This window comes from Shewanella eurypsychrophilus (genome assembly GCF_007004545.3).
GTDB lineage: Bacteria > Pseudomonadota > Gammaproteobacteria > Enterobacterales > Shewanellaceae > Shewanella > Shewanella eurypsychrophilus.
In genome coordinates, this window is the sequence record NZ_CP045503.2 from 138,694 (window position 1) to 155,185 (window position 16,492).

14 protein-coding genes are annotated in these 16,492 nt (G+C 42.7%); 8 read left to right on the top strand and 6 right to left on the bottom strand.

Annotated features, from left to right (window positions below; all coding sequences use genetic code 11):
- Nucleotides 1–4 precede the first annotated feature (4 nt).
- The 4 genes from mobA to FM038_RS00670 all read right to left on the bottom strand — a co-directional run bounded on the left by mobA (nucleotide 5) and on the right by FM038_RS00670 (nucleotide 2,916).
- Nucleotides 5–595, bottom strand: coding sequence for a molybdenum cofactor guanylyltransferase MobA (gene mobA, locus FM038_RS00655; protein ID WP_142873142.1), 591 nt, complete (start codon nucleotides 593–595; stop codon nucleotides 5–7).
- A complete protein-coding gene (locus FM038_RS00660; protein WP_142873141.1) occupies nucleotides 579–1,298 on the bottom strand; it encodes an ABC transporter ATP-binding protein in 720 nt (239 codons plus the stop codon). Before FM038_RS00660 ends, mobA begins: the two co-directional genes overlap by 17 nt.
- 3 nt (nucleotides 1,299–1,301) lie before the next feature.
- Nucleotides 1,302–2,009, bottom strand: a complete 708-nt coding sequence (locus FM038_RS00665; protein WP_142873140.1) for an ABC transporter permease — start codon at nucleotides 2,007–2,009, stop codon at nucleotides 1,302–1,304.
- 94 nt (nucleotides 2,010–2,103) lie between these two features.
- Nucleotides 2,104–2,916, bottom strand: coding sequence for an ABC transporter substrate-binding protein (locus FM038_RS00670; RefSeq protein ID WP_142873139.1), 813 nt, complete (start codon nucleotides 2,914–2,916; stop codon nucleotides 2,104–2,106).
- A gap of 275 nt (nucleotides 2,917–3,191) precedes the next feature.
- Between FM038_RS00670 and FM038_RS00675 the strand changes: the two genes are divergently transcribed.
- A complete protein-coding gene (locus FM038_RS00675; protein ID WP_419555609.1) occupies nucleotides 3,192–4,574 on the top strand; it encodes a sigma-54-dependent transcriptional regulator in 1,383 nt (460 codons plus the stop codon).
- Nucleotides 4,575–4,617: 43 nt separating this feature from the next.
- A complete protein-coding gene (locus FM038_RS00680; protein ID WP_419555635.1) occupies nucleotides 4,618–6,693 on the top strand; it encodes a sensor histidine kinase in 2,076 nt (691 codons plus the stop codon).
- 1,099 nt (nucleotides 6,694–7,792) lie between these two features.
- On the opposite strand, the gene FM038_RS00685 is transcribed toward FM038_RS00680, so the two are convergent.
- Together FM038_RS00685 and FM038_RS00690 are read right to left on the bottom strand one after the other, a co-directional pair.
- Entirely contained in the window at nucleotides 7,793–8,449 is a 657-nt protein-coding gene (locus tag FM038_RS00685) for a 7-cyano-7-deazaguanine/7-aminomethyl-7-deazaguanine transporter (RefSeq protein ID WP_142873137.1), read from the bottom strand.
- Between the two features lie 297 nt (nucleotides 8,450–8,746).
- Complete coding sequence (locus FM038_RS00690) at nucleotides 8,747–10,093, bottom strand: isochorismate synthase (RefSeq protein WP_185965813.1); 1,347 nt, start codon at nucleotides 10,091–10,093, stop codon at nucleotides 8,747–8,749.
- A gap of 406 nt (nucleotides 10,094–10,499) precedes the next feature.
- On the opposite strand from FM038_RS00690, the gene FM038_RS00695 reads away from it, so the two are divergent.
- From FM038_RS00695 to FM038_RS00720, 6 genes are read left to right on the top strand one after another with little or no spacing between them, the layout of a single operon-like run.
- On the top strand, nucleotides 10,500–12,635 hold the full coding sequence (locus tag FM038_RS00695) for a TonB-dependent receptor plug domain-containing protein (protein WP_142873135.1): 2,136 nt from the start codon (nucleotides 10,500–10,502) through the stop codon (nucleotides 12,633–12,635).
- A 22-nt stretch (nucleotides 12,636–12,657) separates the two neighbouring features.
- Entirely contained in the window at nucleotides 12,658–14,010 is a 1,353-nt protein-coding gene (locus tag FM038_RS00700) for an ABC transporter ATP-binding protein (RefSeq protein WP_142873134.1), read from the top strand.
- Nucleotides 14,000–14,674 carry an energy-coupling factor transporter transmembrane component T gene (locus FM038_RS00705; protein WP_142873133.1) on the top strand — a complete coding sequence of 225 codons (675 nt, stop codon included), beginning with the start codon at nucleotides 14,000–14,002 and terminating at the stop codon, nucleotides 14,672–14,674. The genes FM038_RS00700 and FM038_RS00705 overlap by 11 nt, the downstream gene beginning before the upstream one ends.
- Before the next feature lie 19 nt (nucleotides 14,675–14,693).
- Nucleotides 14,694–15,251 (top strand): core component of ECF transporter, encoded by a 558-nt coding sequence (locus tag FM038_RS00710; RefSeq protein ID WP_142873132.1) that lies wholly within the window; start codon nucleotides 14,694–14,696, stop codon nucleotides 15,249–15,251.
- The gene (locus FM038_RS00715) at nucleotides 15,251–16,021 is read left to right on the top strand and encodes a DNA-binding protein (protein ID WP_142873131.1); all 771 of its coding nucleotides are present in this window, start codon (nucleotides 15,251–15,253) and stop codon (nucleotides 16,019–16,021) included. The genes FM038_RS00710 and FM038_RS00715 overlap by 1 nt, the downstream gene beginning before the upstream one ends.
- Entirely contained in the window at nucleotides 16,022–16,243 is a 222-nt protein-coding gene (locus tag FM038_RS00720) for a hypothetical protein (protein WP_142873130.1), read from the top strand.
- The last annotated feature ends 249 nt before the right edge of the window (nucleotides 16,244–16,492 follow it).

Consider the following 16,492-nt stretch of genomic DNA (forward strand, 5'->3'; position numbering starts at 1 on the left):
AATTTTATTTGGCAATTGCCTCAGAAAGTTGTTGTTTTTGTTCTGGCGTATTCACGTTAACAAAGGCATTAGGTTGATCTGAAAAATCAGTCACCACACAGTTATGTTTTGCGTACCAAAAATCTATTTTTCTTTCGCCTCCATCTAAGAATGCTTTCATCGAATCTCTTAGGCTAGGCTTGAGCAACATCACGACAGGTTGCTCTCTTTTTCCATCACTGGCTACCGCAAGATCGGCATCATGGCTTTCAAGTTGAGAAAGCATACGTGATACCAGATCGGTAGGTAACAGTGGGCAATCACAAGGAACGACTAACAGATAGTCCGCGTTAGTCTGAGCCATGGCGGTTATCATTCCCGCAAGAGGGCCAAGATATCCGGAGTCTTCATCACTGACTACGGGATAACCAAATTCAGCATAACTGCTATGATTGCGATTTGCGTTGATCAGGATCTCCTTAACTTGAGGTTTTATCCGATCAATTGCATGTTTTATCATCGGCTGACCATTAAGATCAACCAGACCTTTATCGTTTCCACCCATACGTCGAGCCATTCCTCCAGCGAGGATAACGGCATTAATTTGCAGTGACATATTCGGAGTCCTGTATGTTGATAGCTGCATTACTAGGTATTGGTTTTAGCTGGACCGATGATACAACAGCTTGTTGACTAATTTCCCATGTTTGGTCACATAACCGGGTGAGTGAACAAGTTTGGTGGCTACTGATTAACATGCCAGTGCCAAGTTGCTGTAGCTCGGAGATCATAGTGTATACCAGATCTTGTGAATATTGGTCCATATTAGAGGTTGGCTCATCTAACATGAGTAGTTTAGGTTGCATTATCCAAGCACGAGCTATAGCAAGTCTCTGTCTCTCACCACCCGATAGGCTGGAGGCAGCTTGTGTTCTTAGGTGAGTCAGTGCTGCCATCTCGATGGCTCTGTTTGTTCGGGTATTTAGCTCAGCCTTACTCATGTTGCAAAATGGATGAGGGTAATTGAGGTTGTACTCAACACTACCATCAAACAGATATGGGTGCTGATGCAGGTAAACTGCTTTACCCAACAGAGGGTTTGAGCGCCACCAAGGAAGAGGAGCAAATCCTTGGCCAGTGATACTTCCATTTGTTGGGGAAATAAGGCCTGCAAGCAGTTTCATCAGCGTCGTTTTACCACAACCGTTGTCACCCTGTAGGTGAATGGTCTGCCCTTGAGAGAGCTCTAGCCTGTCGACACTAAAAAGCTGTCTCTCTCCAAAGTACATTTCGAGATCTTGTGCTATCAACTTGACCATAAGTTAATGGCTCCTCGGTTCGGCTTTACCCCTAAGGGTGCCCAAAGTAAAGTTGAGTACCAGAGAAAGTATAAGCAGCACTAAACCCAAAGCGATAGCCTGAGCAAAGTCACCCTTGCTGGTTTCAAGTGCAATAGCTGTTGGGATATTTCGGGTGACATCGGCAATATTACCACCGACCATCATTGAGCAACCCACTTCGGTCAGAATACGGCTGAATCCTGCAACAATAGCCATAATCAGTGGCACTTTTAGCTCTCTACAGACGGTCCATATGGCTTTAAGCCAAGAGGCGCCTAATGTACGGGAGGTCTCCCAAGCTCTGCGATCTACACTGGTGAAGGCTGCCTGACTCATGGCGACTAATACTGGCGCACAGATCATCATCTGACCCAAGATCATGCCTTTTTGAGTAAATAGCCACCTGAGATCGCCTAATGGCCCCATGCGGGTAAGCATCAGATAGACCAGTAGCCCGATAACAACAGTGGGGATAGATTGCAGTGTTTGGATGAGATTCGTGATTATCCAGCGGCCAGGAAAGCGGCCAAATGCCAGCACAAATCCCAGTATCATCGATGGCAGCAAGGTGATTAATAGCGCTGCAAAAGATACAGAAAAAGAGACGGAAACAATGGACCACACTTCGGGGTCCAACGAAAACAACAGGCCAAAGGCCTGCTGTATAAGGGCTAACCAGCCTTCATTCATCTGTGGTAGACCAATTCAGATAACGGCATATTCAGACCTTTAAATGTGTCCGCTGCAGAGTATTTTAGAAAGCTGTTTAACCAGAACTTTAGAGTCATTCGCTATAAGTTGCCTTAAATAGTTGCTCACCTTGAACTTTATAACTATTGATCATGCCTTGTGCTTCGGCACCAATCAACCAATCACTAAGGGCCTTGGCGCCTTTGTGGTTAAGATCAGGGTATTTAGCTGGGTTAATTAGCATGATCTGATATGGGTTAGCTAGTGCTAAACCACCATCAAAATCGATAGCCATATCAAGTTTAGCCTTATAAGCCACGAAAGTACCACGATCTGACAAGGTATAACCTTGTAGTTCGTTGGCCATAAGTAGCGTTTTTCCCATACCTTGGCCGACCGACTTATAACCTGTGAAAGAAGGATCTACTTTGGCATTTTTCCAAATGATCAGTTCTTTCATGTTAGTGCCTGAATTATCTCCACGAGAGATGAAGACCTCACCAGACTTAGCTATTTTAGCAAATGCCTCTTCTACTGTCTTACTGCTGCGGATTTTAGCTGGGTCATTTTTAGGGCCCAAGATCACAAAATCGTTCTCCATTATGCCACGAGGCATAAGTCCAAAGCCTTCATCGACAAATTTGGCTTCAGCTGCTGGTGCATGTGTCATGATGACATCGACGTCGCCTTGACGCGCTAATTTTAACGCTTTGCCTGTGCCTGTTGCTATGACCTGTACCTGATAACCCGATTCAGCTTCAAACTTCGGCAGTAAATTTTTCAGTAGACCTGAATTCTCTGTACTTGTTGTTGTGGCTAGTTTGATGATCTCATCAGCTTGTGCTGGCATGGCCGTCACTAATGTTGCGGCTAACGCAATACTGAAGATAGATTTAAGGTTTAACATTTTTGCTCCTTGGCTATTCTAATAAGAGGACCCATTGCCATATGAAGTCGTCCATCAATTTCTTCTCTAATATTTAGCAAGTTCAATGCCAAGTTGCATCTAGTTATACAGGTCTCACAGCAAGGTCGAAAGTGTGAGCTGACTCGCAATCTTTATCGGAGGCATACAGACAGATTGTCCCAAGCGTCGCATTCTTTGGTTCACAGTGACCTATTTTCGCTGACTTGGTGCTAGAATCAGCAATACATGAGTCAAAATGTCCTAAAGAAGACAATATGAGCCAAACTAAAAAAGAATCCAAACCACTTCCGTCAGCTGTTTCTGTGCTTATTGTAGATGATGAGCCTGGAATGCGTAGCTTCCTTAAAAAAGCCCTGTCCAAAAAGTTTGCCTTGGTTGAGACCGCATCGAGCGTCGAAGATGCTGAGCAGCTAAGAAGTCGATGTCATTTCGATCTGCTTATTGTCGATATTCGTCTACCGGGTCGTTCGGGTATCGAATGGCATGAAGCTTTAGATGATCAGGAGCGTCGTTCAGATATTATTTTCATGACCGGCTATGCCGATATGGACGTCGCCATAAAGGCACTTAGAGCTGGTGCTTCTGATTTCATCATGAAACCGTTTCATTTAGAGCAGATGATGAAGGCTGTGGATCGCTGTATCGAGCGTCGCCTGCTAAAGCGTGAAAATTTAATGTTACGCCGTGAAGTGTCTATTGGGCAGTCATCTACCATCATTGGCAGTAGTGATGCCATGAAGGAAGTTAAACATGTTATCGAGCGCGTAGCCCCAACTAATGCGGTGATTTTGATTGAAGGAGAATCTGGCACAGGCAAAGAGCTGGTGGCCAGACAATTGCATTTGCTTAGTGGTAGACAAGGACCGTTTGTTCCGGTTAATTGTGGTGCGATAGCCCCGGAGCTATTAGAAAGTGAGCTGTTTGGACATTCTGCAGGGGCATTTACTGGCGCAAAGGGAAATCGAGAAGGCCTATTTAGTTTTGCATCTGGTGGCACAATCTTCCTTGATGAAATCGGAGAGATGCCCCTTAAGATGCAAACTGCACTATTACGGGTATTAGAGCAGAGAACGATTCGTCCAGTAGGCAGTGAAAAAGAGATTAATATCGATGTTAGGGTATTAGCAGCCACCAATAGAAAGCTTGCAGAAGAAGTGGAGCTGGGTAATTTCAGAAGGGATCTGTATTACCGCTTAAATGTATTAGATATCGTGATCCCACCATTGAGAGAACGTCCGGAGGATGTGGTGGAATTAACGCATCACTTCACGCTACAACTTGCGGCAGAATTGGGCGTTAAAGAGGTGGTTTGGAGTCATGAGGATATGCTTAAACTGCAACAGTATGAATGGCCAGGCAATATCAGAGAGCTGAGAAATATGATTGAGCGCTGTATCTTGCTGGGTAAGCCGCCTGCAGAATATTGGAAGAAGCAGCCAAAAACGGAATCGGCTACAGAATCTGGTTACCCATTGGATTGGGGACTCAAGGAAGTTGAAAAGCATCATGTGATGCAAGTTGTTGATGCTCATCAAGGCAATAAATCCGCAGCGGCTAGAGATCTGGGGGTTTCAAGAAAAACCTTAGACCGAAAGTACAAAGAGTGGCTTGGTACTGAAAAAACTGAGGAGATATAACGTGTCCTTCTTTCCTCGGGTGTTTAGTATTAGATGGCAGCAGATGCGGGCAAAGGTTCGCTATAGAATTCTTATTTTGACCTTGCTACCCATATTATTAACTTTAGTTAGTTTAGTATTTATTACTATTTACTGGAATATAAGCTATACAGGTAAGCAGCTGTTTATGAAAGTTAAAGCTGATCTTACTGTGGCCAATAACACCTTGGTTTCGGTGCAACAAAGTCAAGAAAAACAGCTAGAGTTGGTGATGAGCTCATGGGAGTTTCAAAATCAATTTAGACAAATAGACCTAGGATCTATTGCTTCTCGCCATTCTATAGAACTCTTTTTAGAGCAAAAGAAACAGAGACTAAATTTAGATTTTTTACGTCTAGTGAGTGTTGCTGAAGCCGCTGCAGATCCTGATTTACGCTTTATGCTGCCTAAAGTAAAAGGTAATGACGCCTTTTCTGGATTAATGGTGTTAGGGCCAAGCAGATTAGCCAGAATCGATTCAGAGATGGTTAAAACTGCCAGCATTTCTCTGGTTGAAACCCCGAGATCCCAGAAACCGACTAAAGCAGTGGAGAATAGGGGGATGTTAAGCCGGAGCTTGCTACCTATCCCTGATTTGCAAGGTAATGTTGCTTGGTATCTAGATGGCGGGATTTTATTTAACCGAGACATTCGCATTGTTGATCATATTCGTGATCTTGTTTACGACAAAGGTACGCTACCTGAACGCTCAATCGGCACCGTCACTATTTTTCTCGATAATATTCGGATCAGTACCAATGTACCCTTACATTTTTTTCCTCAAGGGGATGAAAGCCAAGGACGAGCGTTAGGCAGTTTAGTGTCAGAAGAGGTAAAGCTAAAAGTGTTATCTCAAGGCTTACTTTGGGTAGATAGAGCATTTGTATTTAATGACTGGTTTATCTCTGCCTATTCACCATTGGTGGATATTCATGGCAAACGTATCGGTATGATTTATACCGGCTTTTCTGAATCACCGTTTATTCATAATTACCTACTTAATATTATTGAGCTAGGGACCATCTTAATGTTGGTCTTGTTAGTATCTGGTCTACTCGTTTATAGGGGGGCCTATAGCTTGTTGCAGCCGATTGAGCGGATCCATCATGTAGTCAAAGCGGTCCAATCTGGCCGTAATTTACGTATAGGTTCACTTGGCTTAGAGCGTGATAATGAGCTATCTAACCTTGCAGAGCAATTTGATCGTATGTTGGATCTATTACAGCGCAGAAACTCCCAGATCCAGGCTGCATCAGAGCAGCTGGAAGTGAAAGTTGAAGAACGAACACGAAGTTTGCAAGAGAAAACTAAAGAGTTGCAAAATAACGTCGCATTACTGAATGAAACAAGACAACAGTTAGTGGTCAATGAAAAATTAACGGCTCTAGGTGAATTGACGGCGGGGATTGCCCACGAGATCAACAATCCAACAGCGGTTATCTTAGGTAATATGGAGTTATTAAAATTCGAATTGGGTGATAATGCAGATGTGGTGGAAGAGGAGATTGATCTGGTTATACAGCAGGTCGGTCGTATCAGTACTATCATTCGCAGCCTGCTGCAGTACAGTCGCCCTGGAGAGTTTAATGCACCGCTGGAGATGCATCAGCTAACACCCATTATCGAAGAGATGCTAGTGCTGGTCAGGCACTCTATTCAAGACCAGAAAGTGTTATTGAATCAGGATCTAAATGCCAGTTATCCAATCGAAGTGAATCGACCTCAGTTGTTACAGGTGCTAATCAATCTGGTGGTTAATGCCGCACATGCAATGGATGAACAGGGGCGGATCTGGATCCGTACTTATGACTGGGTTCAAAATGATGAGCCGATCGGTGTCAAGATAGAGATAGAAGATGAAGGTAAAGGTATACCTCAAGAGCAACTCGGTCGAATTTTCGATCCCTTCTATACCACTAGAAAGGACGGTACAGGTTTAGGCTTGTCGCTCAGTTACGGTATTATTAAACGTATAGGCGGTACGATTGAGGTGAGCTCTACCGTAGGTAAAGGCACCTTGTTCACCATAGGTTTATACCATAAAGCTAAAGAAGAGCAGACAGATACACCTTACGAAGGTTTGCACTTTAATGGTACTTAAGTGTAAGTAGTAATGGCCATTTAAGTGTATCGACATGAAGCCGCTATCTTGTATAGCGGCTTTTTTATACCTATCTGGATAAGTCCGTGTTGATCAATTTGCGCAGCTAAAACCGTTGAGAACAAGGCATGAGTTGCAGTTTACAGACAAAAAAAGCCTGGAAAAAATATCCAGGCTATAAAAGTGTGTGAGCAATGTCGTGCTTTGCAAACTCAACTTAATCATAAACCTATGACATGAAACATAGGTGAATCACATAAGTAAGAATGAGTTCTTGGAACGCACGTAAATAATAATCATTATCATTTGTTTGTGCAAGTGTTTTATATGTATTTTATGTAAAGATAGGATTAGATTATTGTTCGGTATTAAAGTTGTGGTATGGATGAAGCTTGGCAATTTAGGCAAAAAAATACCGGGATAAAAAATATCCCGGCTATAAGAGTGTGTGAGCAATGTCGTGCTATGCGAAACTCGCTTAACTTTGCTATTTAGTTAACTCTTGATAAAAGTTAATTAAATAGTCAGCTAATTAAAACAGAGATGAAGTGTTTACCTTAGCTTGGTAGAGTGAGTTCTTGGAACGCATGCAAATGGTAATTATTATCATTAAGGTTGGCAAGTAATATTTGAACAAAATTGAGTTTATTTTGTTGTTAACTTCTCCAAACTAGTTAAGTTGTTGTTGCAAAAGGTTTTAGTTTCCATGGTGTCATGGGGCGTATTTGGTTGATGAGGCGATCTAGAATACATTGAATGATTTCTCTGCTTAATAAGAGAACAAAAATCTTCAAGCAGATGATTATTCAATAAAAATCAGGCAAAAAAATACCGGGATAAAAAGTATCCCGGCTATAAGAGTGTGTGAGCAATGTCGTGCTTTGCGAAACTCGCTTAACTTTGCTATTTAGTTAACTCTTGATAAAAGTTAATTAAATAGTCAGCTAATTAAAACAGAGATGAAGTGTTTACCTTAGCTTGGTAGAGTGAGTTCTTGGAACGCATGCAAATAGTAATCATTATCATCTGGTTTGGCAAGCGTTATAAGTGTAAAGATTATCTCAATCGAACACACTTCATCTGATCTGGCTAGTCAGTGTTAATTTGTCGCTTGCGAGTTAGATTTGATGATTCTTTGCTCAAGTACCTTAAGTAATATGCCGTAAACAGGTAAGAACAAAAACAGGCTTACGATAAGTTTGAATCCATAGTCGACAGTGGCAATTTCAGGCCAGTGCTGCGCCATAAAGCTATCGCTAGATGCATAAAATGCCAGCCCAAAGAAGACTAAGGTATCAACTAAATTCCCTACTAAGGTTGAAGCAGCAGGGGCTACCCACCAAGATTTAGTGTCCCTTAGTTTAGCGAAGACAGTGATATCCATTAATTGACCTATTAGATAGGCAGCAAAACTTGCGAAGGCAATACGGAATACAAAACTATTGAATTCAGACAGTGCAGCTAGCCCTTGAAAGCTGGCTTGATGAAAGAGGACGCCCATTAAGTAAGAGATGACCAAGGCGGGTAACATGGCCCTAAATATTATCCGTCTTGCTGCACTCTGGCCAAAAATTCTCACGGTGAGATCGGTAGCTAAGTAGACAAAAGGAAAGCTAAATGCACCCCAAGTTGTATGGAAACCAAATATTTGAAAGGGTAATTGAACCAGGTAGTTACTGGCGCAAATGATCAGGATATGAAAGCTGACAAGCAGCAATAGCGCACGTTTAATCTGTGCAGGTGTTAACGTTAACATCTTGTGGCCTTTTTAATGGTAATAGAGAAGCGCGGGGTGAGGGAACCCGCTAATGGATAGATGATATGCAGCCTAATTATTCAGCAGAATATCTTGTGATTATTGTTGTTTTACCCCTGTAGGGGGCGGCACATTATAAAGAGGTTTAATTTTCAGGCAAGTTTAACTTGATCATTTTTGGATGTGGGTCCTTAACTCATCGCTTTTTATGAGTTTGTGCCTTTTTCTTGAGTCAAATATCTGCTTGCTAACCAAAAAGTTGCTGAGTTAAGATTGCCCAGTACTCTATCGGCTGAGCTATAGCTCTGTGAGAATGGATAATATTGTAGTGAGTTTATTCTCTAACTCCTGCCACTCAGCTTCAGGCTCTGATCCTGAAACGATCCCCGCACCTGCAAATAGGTTGATGCGCCCAGGTTCGATAAGTGCACTACGGATGGCGACGGCAAATTCACTTTCATATTTATTAAAATACCCACACGCCCCTGCATACCAGCCTCTGGTATAGCCTTCCCGCTGGCGAATAAAGTTCATCGCCGGCTCTTTGGGTAAGCCACCCACCGCAGGGGTTGGATGTAGAGCGAGTAACAATTGAAAATCATCGACTCCTGGTTTTAGCTCGGCGCGAATCGAGCGATGCAGATGTTGAATATGGCTTAATTTAAATACCTTAGGTGACTCTTCTGCGCCGACATAATTACTTAATGGCGTTAGTGCATCGACGATATGCTCTTTGACGAGTTGGTTCTCATGACTATTTTTACTGTCTTCCAACAGCTGAGTCGCCAGCATTTTATCTTCTTCTTTAGTTAAGCCGCGAGTCGTCGTTCCGGCCAACGCTTCGGTAAATAGCTCCCTTTGGCGACGGCGATATAGACGTTCTGGAGTACAGGAAATAAATGTACTATCAGGGCTGAATTGAAAACCAAATTGAAAACTCGTTGGGTTACGGCCTTGCCAGCAAGCTAGCAACATCCAAGGATTTATCACTTCGTTTACCTCGAGCTGAGTTAAGCGAGATAATACGACTTTTGGGGTGTCTTTTATAAATTTTGGATGAGTGACTTTATTAACTAATTCGGACCAATGATAGTGATCTGGTCTATCGCTGCGCCCTATAAGGTTGACTTTATTTGGTGGGGGAAGAGGCGCCGGTGAAGCTAAGCTGGTTAAGCAGTCGATCGCTTGGCTACGTTCATTTTCCTTATCATTATCTTGGCAATTGAGGTTGACTAGAAGCTTATATTCACTGCCGCTACGTCTAAGTTCTACTCGGGGTAATACGAAGCGCGCCCGACCAAACTCAGGCCAAGACTCTGTCGTTCTATCAAATGCAACACCACCGTAGTAACGCACATCTTGATTATTAGTGAGTGCACGTTGTTCCTGATATGCCATGGCGAGTTGGTTATCGTCTACCGCATCTTCATAGAAGAAGTCTTTACAGCTACCGATAGCCGACACTTCTTCCTCTGTGTCTCTACCTTTCCAATAAATTCTTGGATAGATCGGCTGAGCAGCTAACCAAGCAATGACAGGTATAGCTTTAACACTGACAGATAGTTGAATAATAGGGTCGCTATGAGACTGGAAATTAAATTGTTTCAGCTTGTCAGTAAGAGACGAAATAGCCTGTGACAGCATTAGGGCAGCCAATAATAACTCCAAACAGATCAGAACAGTGAACATTCATATAACGATATGAACTTAAGTGACTAATGACTCTTAAATCAATTGGTAATAAGAATCTTTACCACAAAGTAAAGGGCGAGCTAAAAACTGTCAAGTTATCGGCTTTCAAGCTGTGAACTTGAGCTTAATTTCGACAGTTTACTCTTCTCCTTTTACTATAGAAACAAAAACGAATACGTGAGTACTTTTGTCTAAATAGGTTATGTTGTGAGACTTTTTGTCTCCATGTGTGGGAACAAGTTACGGACATTGTTTAAATAACTCGACTTAGGTTTGTTTTCAGGTTTTATCTACTTGATGCAATGACTCCGGATACTGAGAATGTCGCGAATAAGCTCATATCAGGACTAAGATCAGTATGAAAGACAAACCAAAACTAATAAAAATATCAGCCTTAGCATTCGCAATATCCAGTTGTGGCGTGTTTAGTATTGCCAATGCAGATGAAGCTATTGAAAGAGATCCTATTCTGAATGTCACTGATGTGATTGTTGTTCACGGTGAAAGAGCATCTGTGACTGAATTATCGACGACTCATTGGAGCATTGATGAAGATGAGATTAAAGCGTTAGGGGTGCAAAGTTTAGATCAGATATTAAGAAATGTACCTGGTTTATATGTGCGTACTGGTGGTCAAGGAGCGCCTAGGGTCGATATCAGAGGGTTTAAAACTCGACATGTGACACTTCTCATTAATGGCGTGCCAGCCAATGGTGCCGAAGATGGGCAATTTGATCCTAGTGTTATCCCGACTAGCCAGATAGCATCGGTCGAAGTTTCTGTCGGCCCAACTTCGGTATTGTATGGCCCAGGTGGTGCGGGTGGTGTGATTAATATTATTACCAAGCAAGGTGATAACTCTCCATTTCTTTCTGGAAAAATAGAAGCCACGACTGACAATACTTATAACGGGGATATCAGTGCGGCTGGTTCTGGTGAAAACTGGCAAGGTTTAGTTTCTGTCTCTCATCAGCAAACTGATGGCTTCCCTCTTTCTGACGATTATCCAGATAATGATAATCAATCAGGGGATATCAGAAATAATTCAGATAAAAGCATAGACAATATTTATGCTCAAGCTAGCTACTGGTTATCTGAAGATACCCAAATCACGGCTAATATGAGCTTACGTTCGGGTGAGTGGGGCAAGCCACCAAGAGATGGTACTAGCAGTGGTAGCATTAAGTTTGAGCGCGTCGATGATTATCAGTCTCAGACCTTTCAGCTAGGTATGGCTCATAGATTTAATGACATGTTTACTCTTAGAGGATTCGGTTATCACAACCAGAGTGATGTCGTAGAAAATCAGTATACCGATGAGGGATACAATAAGTTAAAGCAAAGCCAAGATGGCCGCTCGACGGTTCAGGGAGGCAACCTACAGCTTATCGCTGAAATTGCAGAATCAAGCACGCTAACAACAGCACTCATTGCAGAGAACCAAAGCTGGAACTCAAGCTCAAAAAGTTACTCTGGAGATAAGTCCATTCAGTCAACCCCTTTAGCGGCTTCAGGCGGCGGTGGTAATGGCGGAGGCAACGGGGGAGGTAATGGCGGTGATAACGGCGGTGGTAACGGCGGTGATAACGGCGGTGGTAACGGCGGTGATAACGGCGGAGGTAATGGCGGCGGTAACGGCGGTGGGAGTGAGGCCTTTGATGATTCAGCTTGGTTGTACACATTAGCGAGCGAATATCAGTATCAAGGCAGTGATAATTTCGGTGTCACTTTTGGTGCTGCGTATCACGAGCAAGAACGTAAATCAGTATCTGAAAATGATTATTCAGGTCAGTTATCAGGTTACTGGCAGATGTTTGAACAAACTAAGTTCAATGCCGGTATCGCAAAGAAAGTACGCTTCCCATCCATGAGAAACCTGTACGCTCAATCATCTGGTAATGATGATTTAGTCGCAGAAACCTCTCAGCATTTCGAGTTAGGTCTTGTTCAAGGGATTTCAGCAAATACTGAGTTAAATCTTGCTGGTTATTACACGGATGCAGACAACTATATCTCCAAGGATACTGCCGGTATTTATCAGAATATGGGTCGCTATCAATTCAAGGGAGTCGATCTCTCTCTGAACAATCAATCTATCGACGAGTTATCGGTGACTTTCGCTTACAGTTTTTTAGATACAGAAGACAAAGATGCTACCGATGGCATGGATAGCTTGGAATATCGCCCACGTCATCAAGTCCGCTTACAAGCAGATTACGAATTACCTTTTGCCTTACGTATAAACATCAATCTTGAGCGGATAATGGGTCAGGTTTATTACGCTCAAGAGAAGGTGGGTGACAAAAAATTATGGGTTGAGCAGAGCCTGCAAGATTATACCTTGCTAGATCTAAACCTGACTCAAGCATTAATAGATGACAAGTTGGAGCTCTTCCTTAGAGCCACTAACTTGCTAGATGAAAATTATTATCAGAGTGAAGCCATCCCCCAAGCTGGCCGTCAGTTTTTTGTTGGCATTAACTGGCAAATCTAGTTCACGGTAAGGAAGTTGGATTATGGATGACTTACTTTGTTTGACGAACCTAAGCTTTCGTTATGGCAGTGACCACTCGTTTATTCTAGATGAGGTTAACTTGTCTATAGGCGCGGGCGAATGTCATTGTATTAATGGCCCAACAGGTTCGGGTAAGTCAACCTTGCTCAATGTGATAATGGGGACCTTATTTAGACCATATGAAGGGGAGATACTTGCTTCTGAAGGCCTAGCTATTGGCTTAGTTATGCAAGATCCTCATGCGCAGTTTATTCGTCAGAGTGTTGGTGCAGAAGTGGCTTTCGCGCTAGAGAATCTAGCCGTTCCCTCTGAGCTGATGCTGGACAAGGTGCAATGTGCGTTAAGGCGGGTTGGGTTATTTGTTAGTCTAGATACATCAATTGAAACCCTGTCATTAGGGCAGAAATATCGCTTAATGATAGCTGCGCAATTGGTGTTTAATCCCAATATTCTATTGCTGGATGAACCCTGGGCTCAGCTCGATGATCTGGGAGTGTCGGAATTAATATCTGTCCTTCAGGGGCTTAAATCTACAGGGGTTTCGATAATACTGGTCGAGCATAATCCGGATGTGTTTAGTGATTTGGTAGACCAGTTTTGGCTATTGGATAAAGGCAAGCTGAAGTCAGGTTGTAGTAAGCAAGATTCGATTCAATTTGCTTATTCGCCAGCTTGTCAGGTAGGCAAGAGTTATCTGGAAATAGAGCCCTTATCTTATCAATTCGCTAATCATGAGCCGCTGTTTGTTTGCTCTGAGCATTTGCAATTATTTAGCGGTGAAATAGTGGCCTTAGTTGGGGATAATGGGACGGGGAAAAGTAGCTTACTGAAAAGCCTTGCCGGCATGCAGCCTCAGTCATCTGCATTGCCCCTCTCAGTACTTGGGCGAAAGCCCAAATTAGGCATATATGGTAGTGAGATCGGTTTACTATTCCAACGTCCATGCAGGCAGCTATTTGAGATGACAGTGCTGGAAGAGTTGCAGTTTAGCCTTAAGCGTTTTGATTTACCGTTAGAGAATGCTGATCAAGTACTGCAAGAGATGGATTTGAAGCACTTGAGTTCACATTCTCCTCACACCCTGTCTTACGGCCAGCAGCACTTAGTTGCTTTAGCCTCAATCAGTGCCTACCGTCCTAAAGTGTTACTGCTAGATGATCCTTTTGCTGGGTTAGACCAGCTGTATACCTGTCGTGTATGGCAACAGCTTATTGCCTTGAGCAAGCGAGGTACGGCTATTTTACTGACTAGCCATAGACGCTTGCCGCATACCCCAGTGTCACGTTACTGGAACCTTAAAAATGGCGAGTTGCTAGCAGAGCGACCAGTTATGGATGCTGCACATGTGGGCTAAAGGAAGGAGAGGCTGTAGAGCTAGCACGCAGCAAGGGACTATGGGGAAAGGGCGGGGGCAGAGTTATGCTACTGCTTTGTCCTTATTGCTGGTTTTAGTCTTGTCTAGCTCTGCATTTTTTACTCCTAATACTTTTTTACCCGTCTTGTGTGTTTTCAATTTTATTTTAGTGCTGCATGGCTTGTTACTCAAAGGGAATATTGGAGTGATAGGCCGAGTGTTTATGGTGCAGTTAATTGTCACCATGGGCCTTTACTATTTGTTACACGGCCAAAGTCAGCTCATTGAGGGCTTGATTGTTGTATTGAGAATATTACTGGCGTTCATTCCGGGCTGGTGGTTGTCGGTGAGTACCGCTCCGGAAAAAATTGGCCAAGTACTCACTTGGGTATTACCGGTTAAGTGGGCCTTTGTTATCGGTGCTTCAATAGGGTTACTGCCCTATATGACCAGAGAGATCCGCGAGATTTATCAGGTGCAATGTATAAGAGGTGCAAAGATAACTCCGAAGGCGTTAAGGGATCCGAGAAATTGGCAAGAGTTGATGACCTGTGTGGTTTTCCCTCTGTTGATTCAGCTTCTTAAGTTATCTAGGCAGATGGCCATAGCAGCGCAATTAAGATTTTACGGTAAGAAAAGTAAACCAACACATTGGCAAGAATAGAAGTTCAGGAAAAATCATTATGAATAAGAGTATGAGTTTCAGCTTGCAAGACGCACTGTTTATCGGGTTTTGTGCGACCTTACTGGTAGCACTAAAAAGTATGCTACGGCTTAAATTAGGACTGTCGGGACATTCAATGTTCTTAATGACATTTTTCTATCTGATTTGCTATGGCATCGTTGGACGATTAGGAGCCATTACAGCCTGTGGAGTGCTATCCGGTCTAGTTGCTATGGTGTTGAGTATTGGTAAGGGCGGACCGTTAATTTTGCTCAAATTTGCCATTCCTGCATTAGCGATGGATATGAGCTTAATTGTACTGACAGGTTTATTTACTCTGAGATGGCGCTGTATCACAGTTGGGCTGGTGGGGTGTTTAGCATGGGCAATGAAAGGCTGGGTGGAAGACTTGTTAGTGGGTATGACAATGCAAGTTGCGCTGGTACAGCTTGGCCTGAGTATGCTCAAAGGTGGTGTATTTACTGTACTTGCGGCCAGTTTAGTTCCTCCTGTTCTGGAACGTCTAAAATCCCATGATCTATTCGGCGCTAATTCAAATGATAATGGAAAAATTTAATGCAAACATCAGATAAAAAAAACTGGCTTATCTGTATCGATGACACAGATGATATAGGGACTAAGGGGACTGGAGAAATTGCTGAAGAGATAGCGGTTTTATTGCTTGATGAAATGAATGATGCCCATCCTCTGGTGACGCGACATCAGCTATATGTCCATCCTGATATACCTTACACATCGCATAACAGTGCCATGTGTTTTGAATTAGCATCAGAAAAATCACTAACAGAGATAAAGACTATTGCTGTGAAGCATCTGTTGGCTGAATGTGCTTGTGCATCAGATCCTGGCTTAGCAATATTAGACTTATCGAGTTCATATGATCGGCTTGCACTGATTGAGTTTGGTTTAAAGGCTAAAGTCGAAGTGAAAACTAAAGTGCAAGCTTACGATTTGGCAGCCAAATTAGATGTCAGTTTGAGTGAGCATGGTGGTACAGGCCAAGGTGTCATTGGTGCGCTGGCTGGGATTGGATTAAGGCTTTATGGGCAAGATGGTCGAGTCAAAGGTCAGGTTAAATTGAATAATGGCTTAGATCAAGATTCTAGTGTTCAAGACCTTTTTGAGATCACTGTGGCTGATATCTTAAGGCGATCTGAACTCGATAGTGTGGTGACTATTAGCGGTGATTTGCTTGGCCCAGATGAGAGGCTCTATTTGACTGGAAAGGTTAAAGCCATTTTTTGGCAGCATCAGTTTGCTTTACTGGTTTATAGAGATAAAGGGCGTTGGTGTAATGCGCTTAAACAACATCTGAAGGAGTATTAGATGAAACAGATCTTGCCTTGGTATGAGCACGAAGGTAACAGTCTTACTTTTAAATTTGATCTTGAGAATTATAAAGCATCTCGTGAGGCGGCAGAAGTTTGTACCCACTTTAGCCCAGATGATGAAGATGAACAGATTGATGATGTGCCAACTTCATGTTTTAACTGTATGAAACGGCGGTGGCTCAAGTCGGGTTTAGAGTGTATTCAGCTGCAAATCTAGTGTTCATTTATGTTTTATATTGTGGTCAGCCTTTTAATTAAGCAGTTACTAAAGCTGAGGGTATGTTTACAGTATGTTTTTAAGTCGAGTAGTTCTGTTATTGATATTTTACAGTGGTGCTTTACTGCTTCTAGGAATAGAATAGCTCCCCTTACGCCAATTCAACAAAAACAAAATATCGATAAGGTATTTGGCGTACTAGAATACTTATATGAAGATTTATCAAAGTAAAAGAGTCTGATTTTCAAT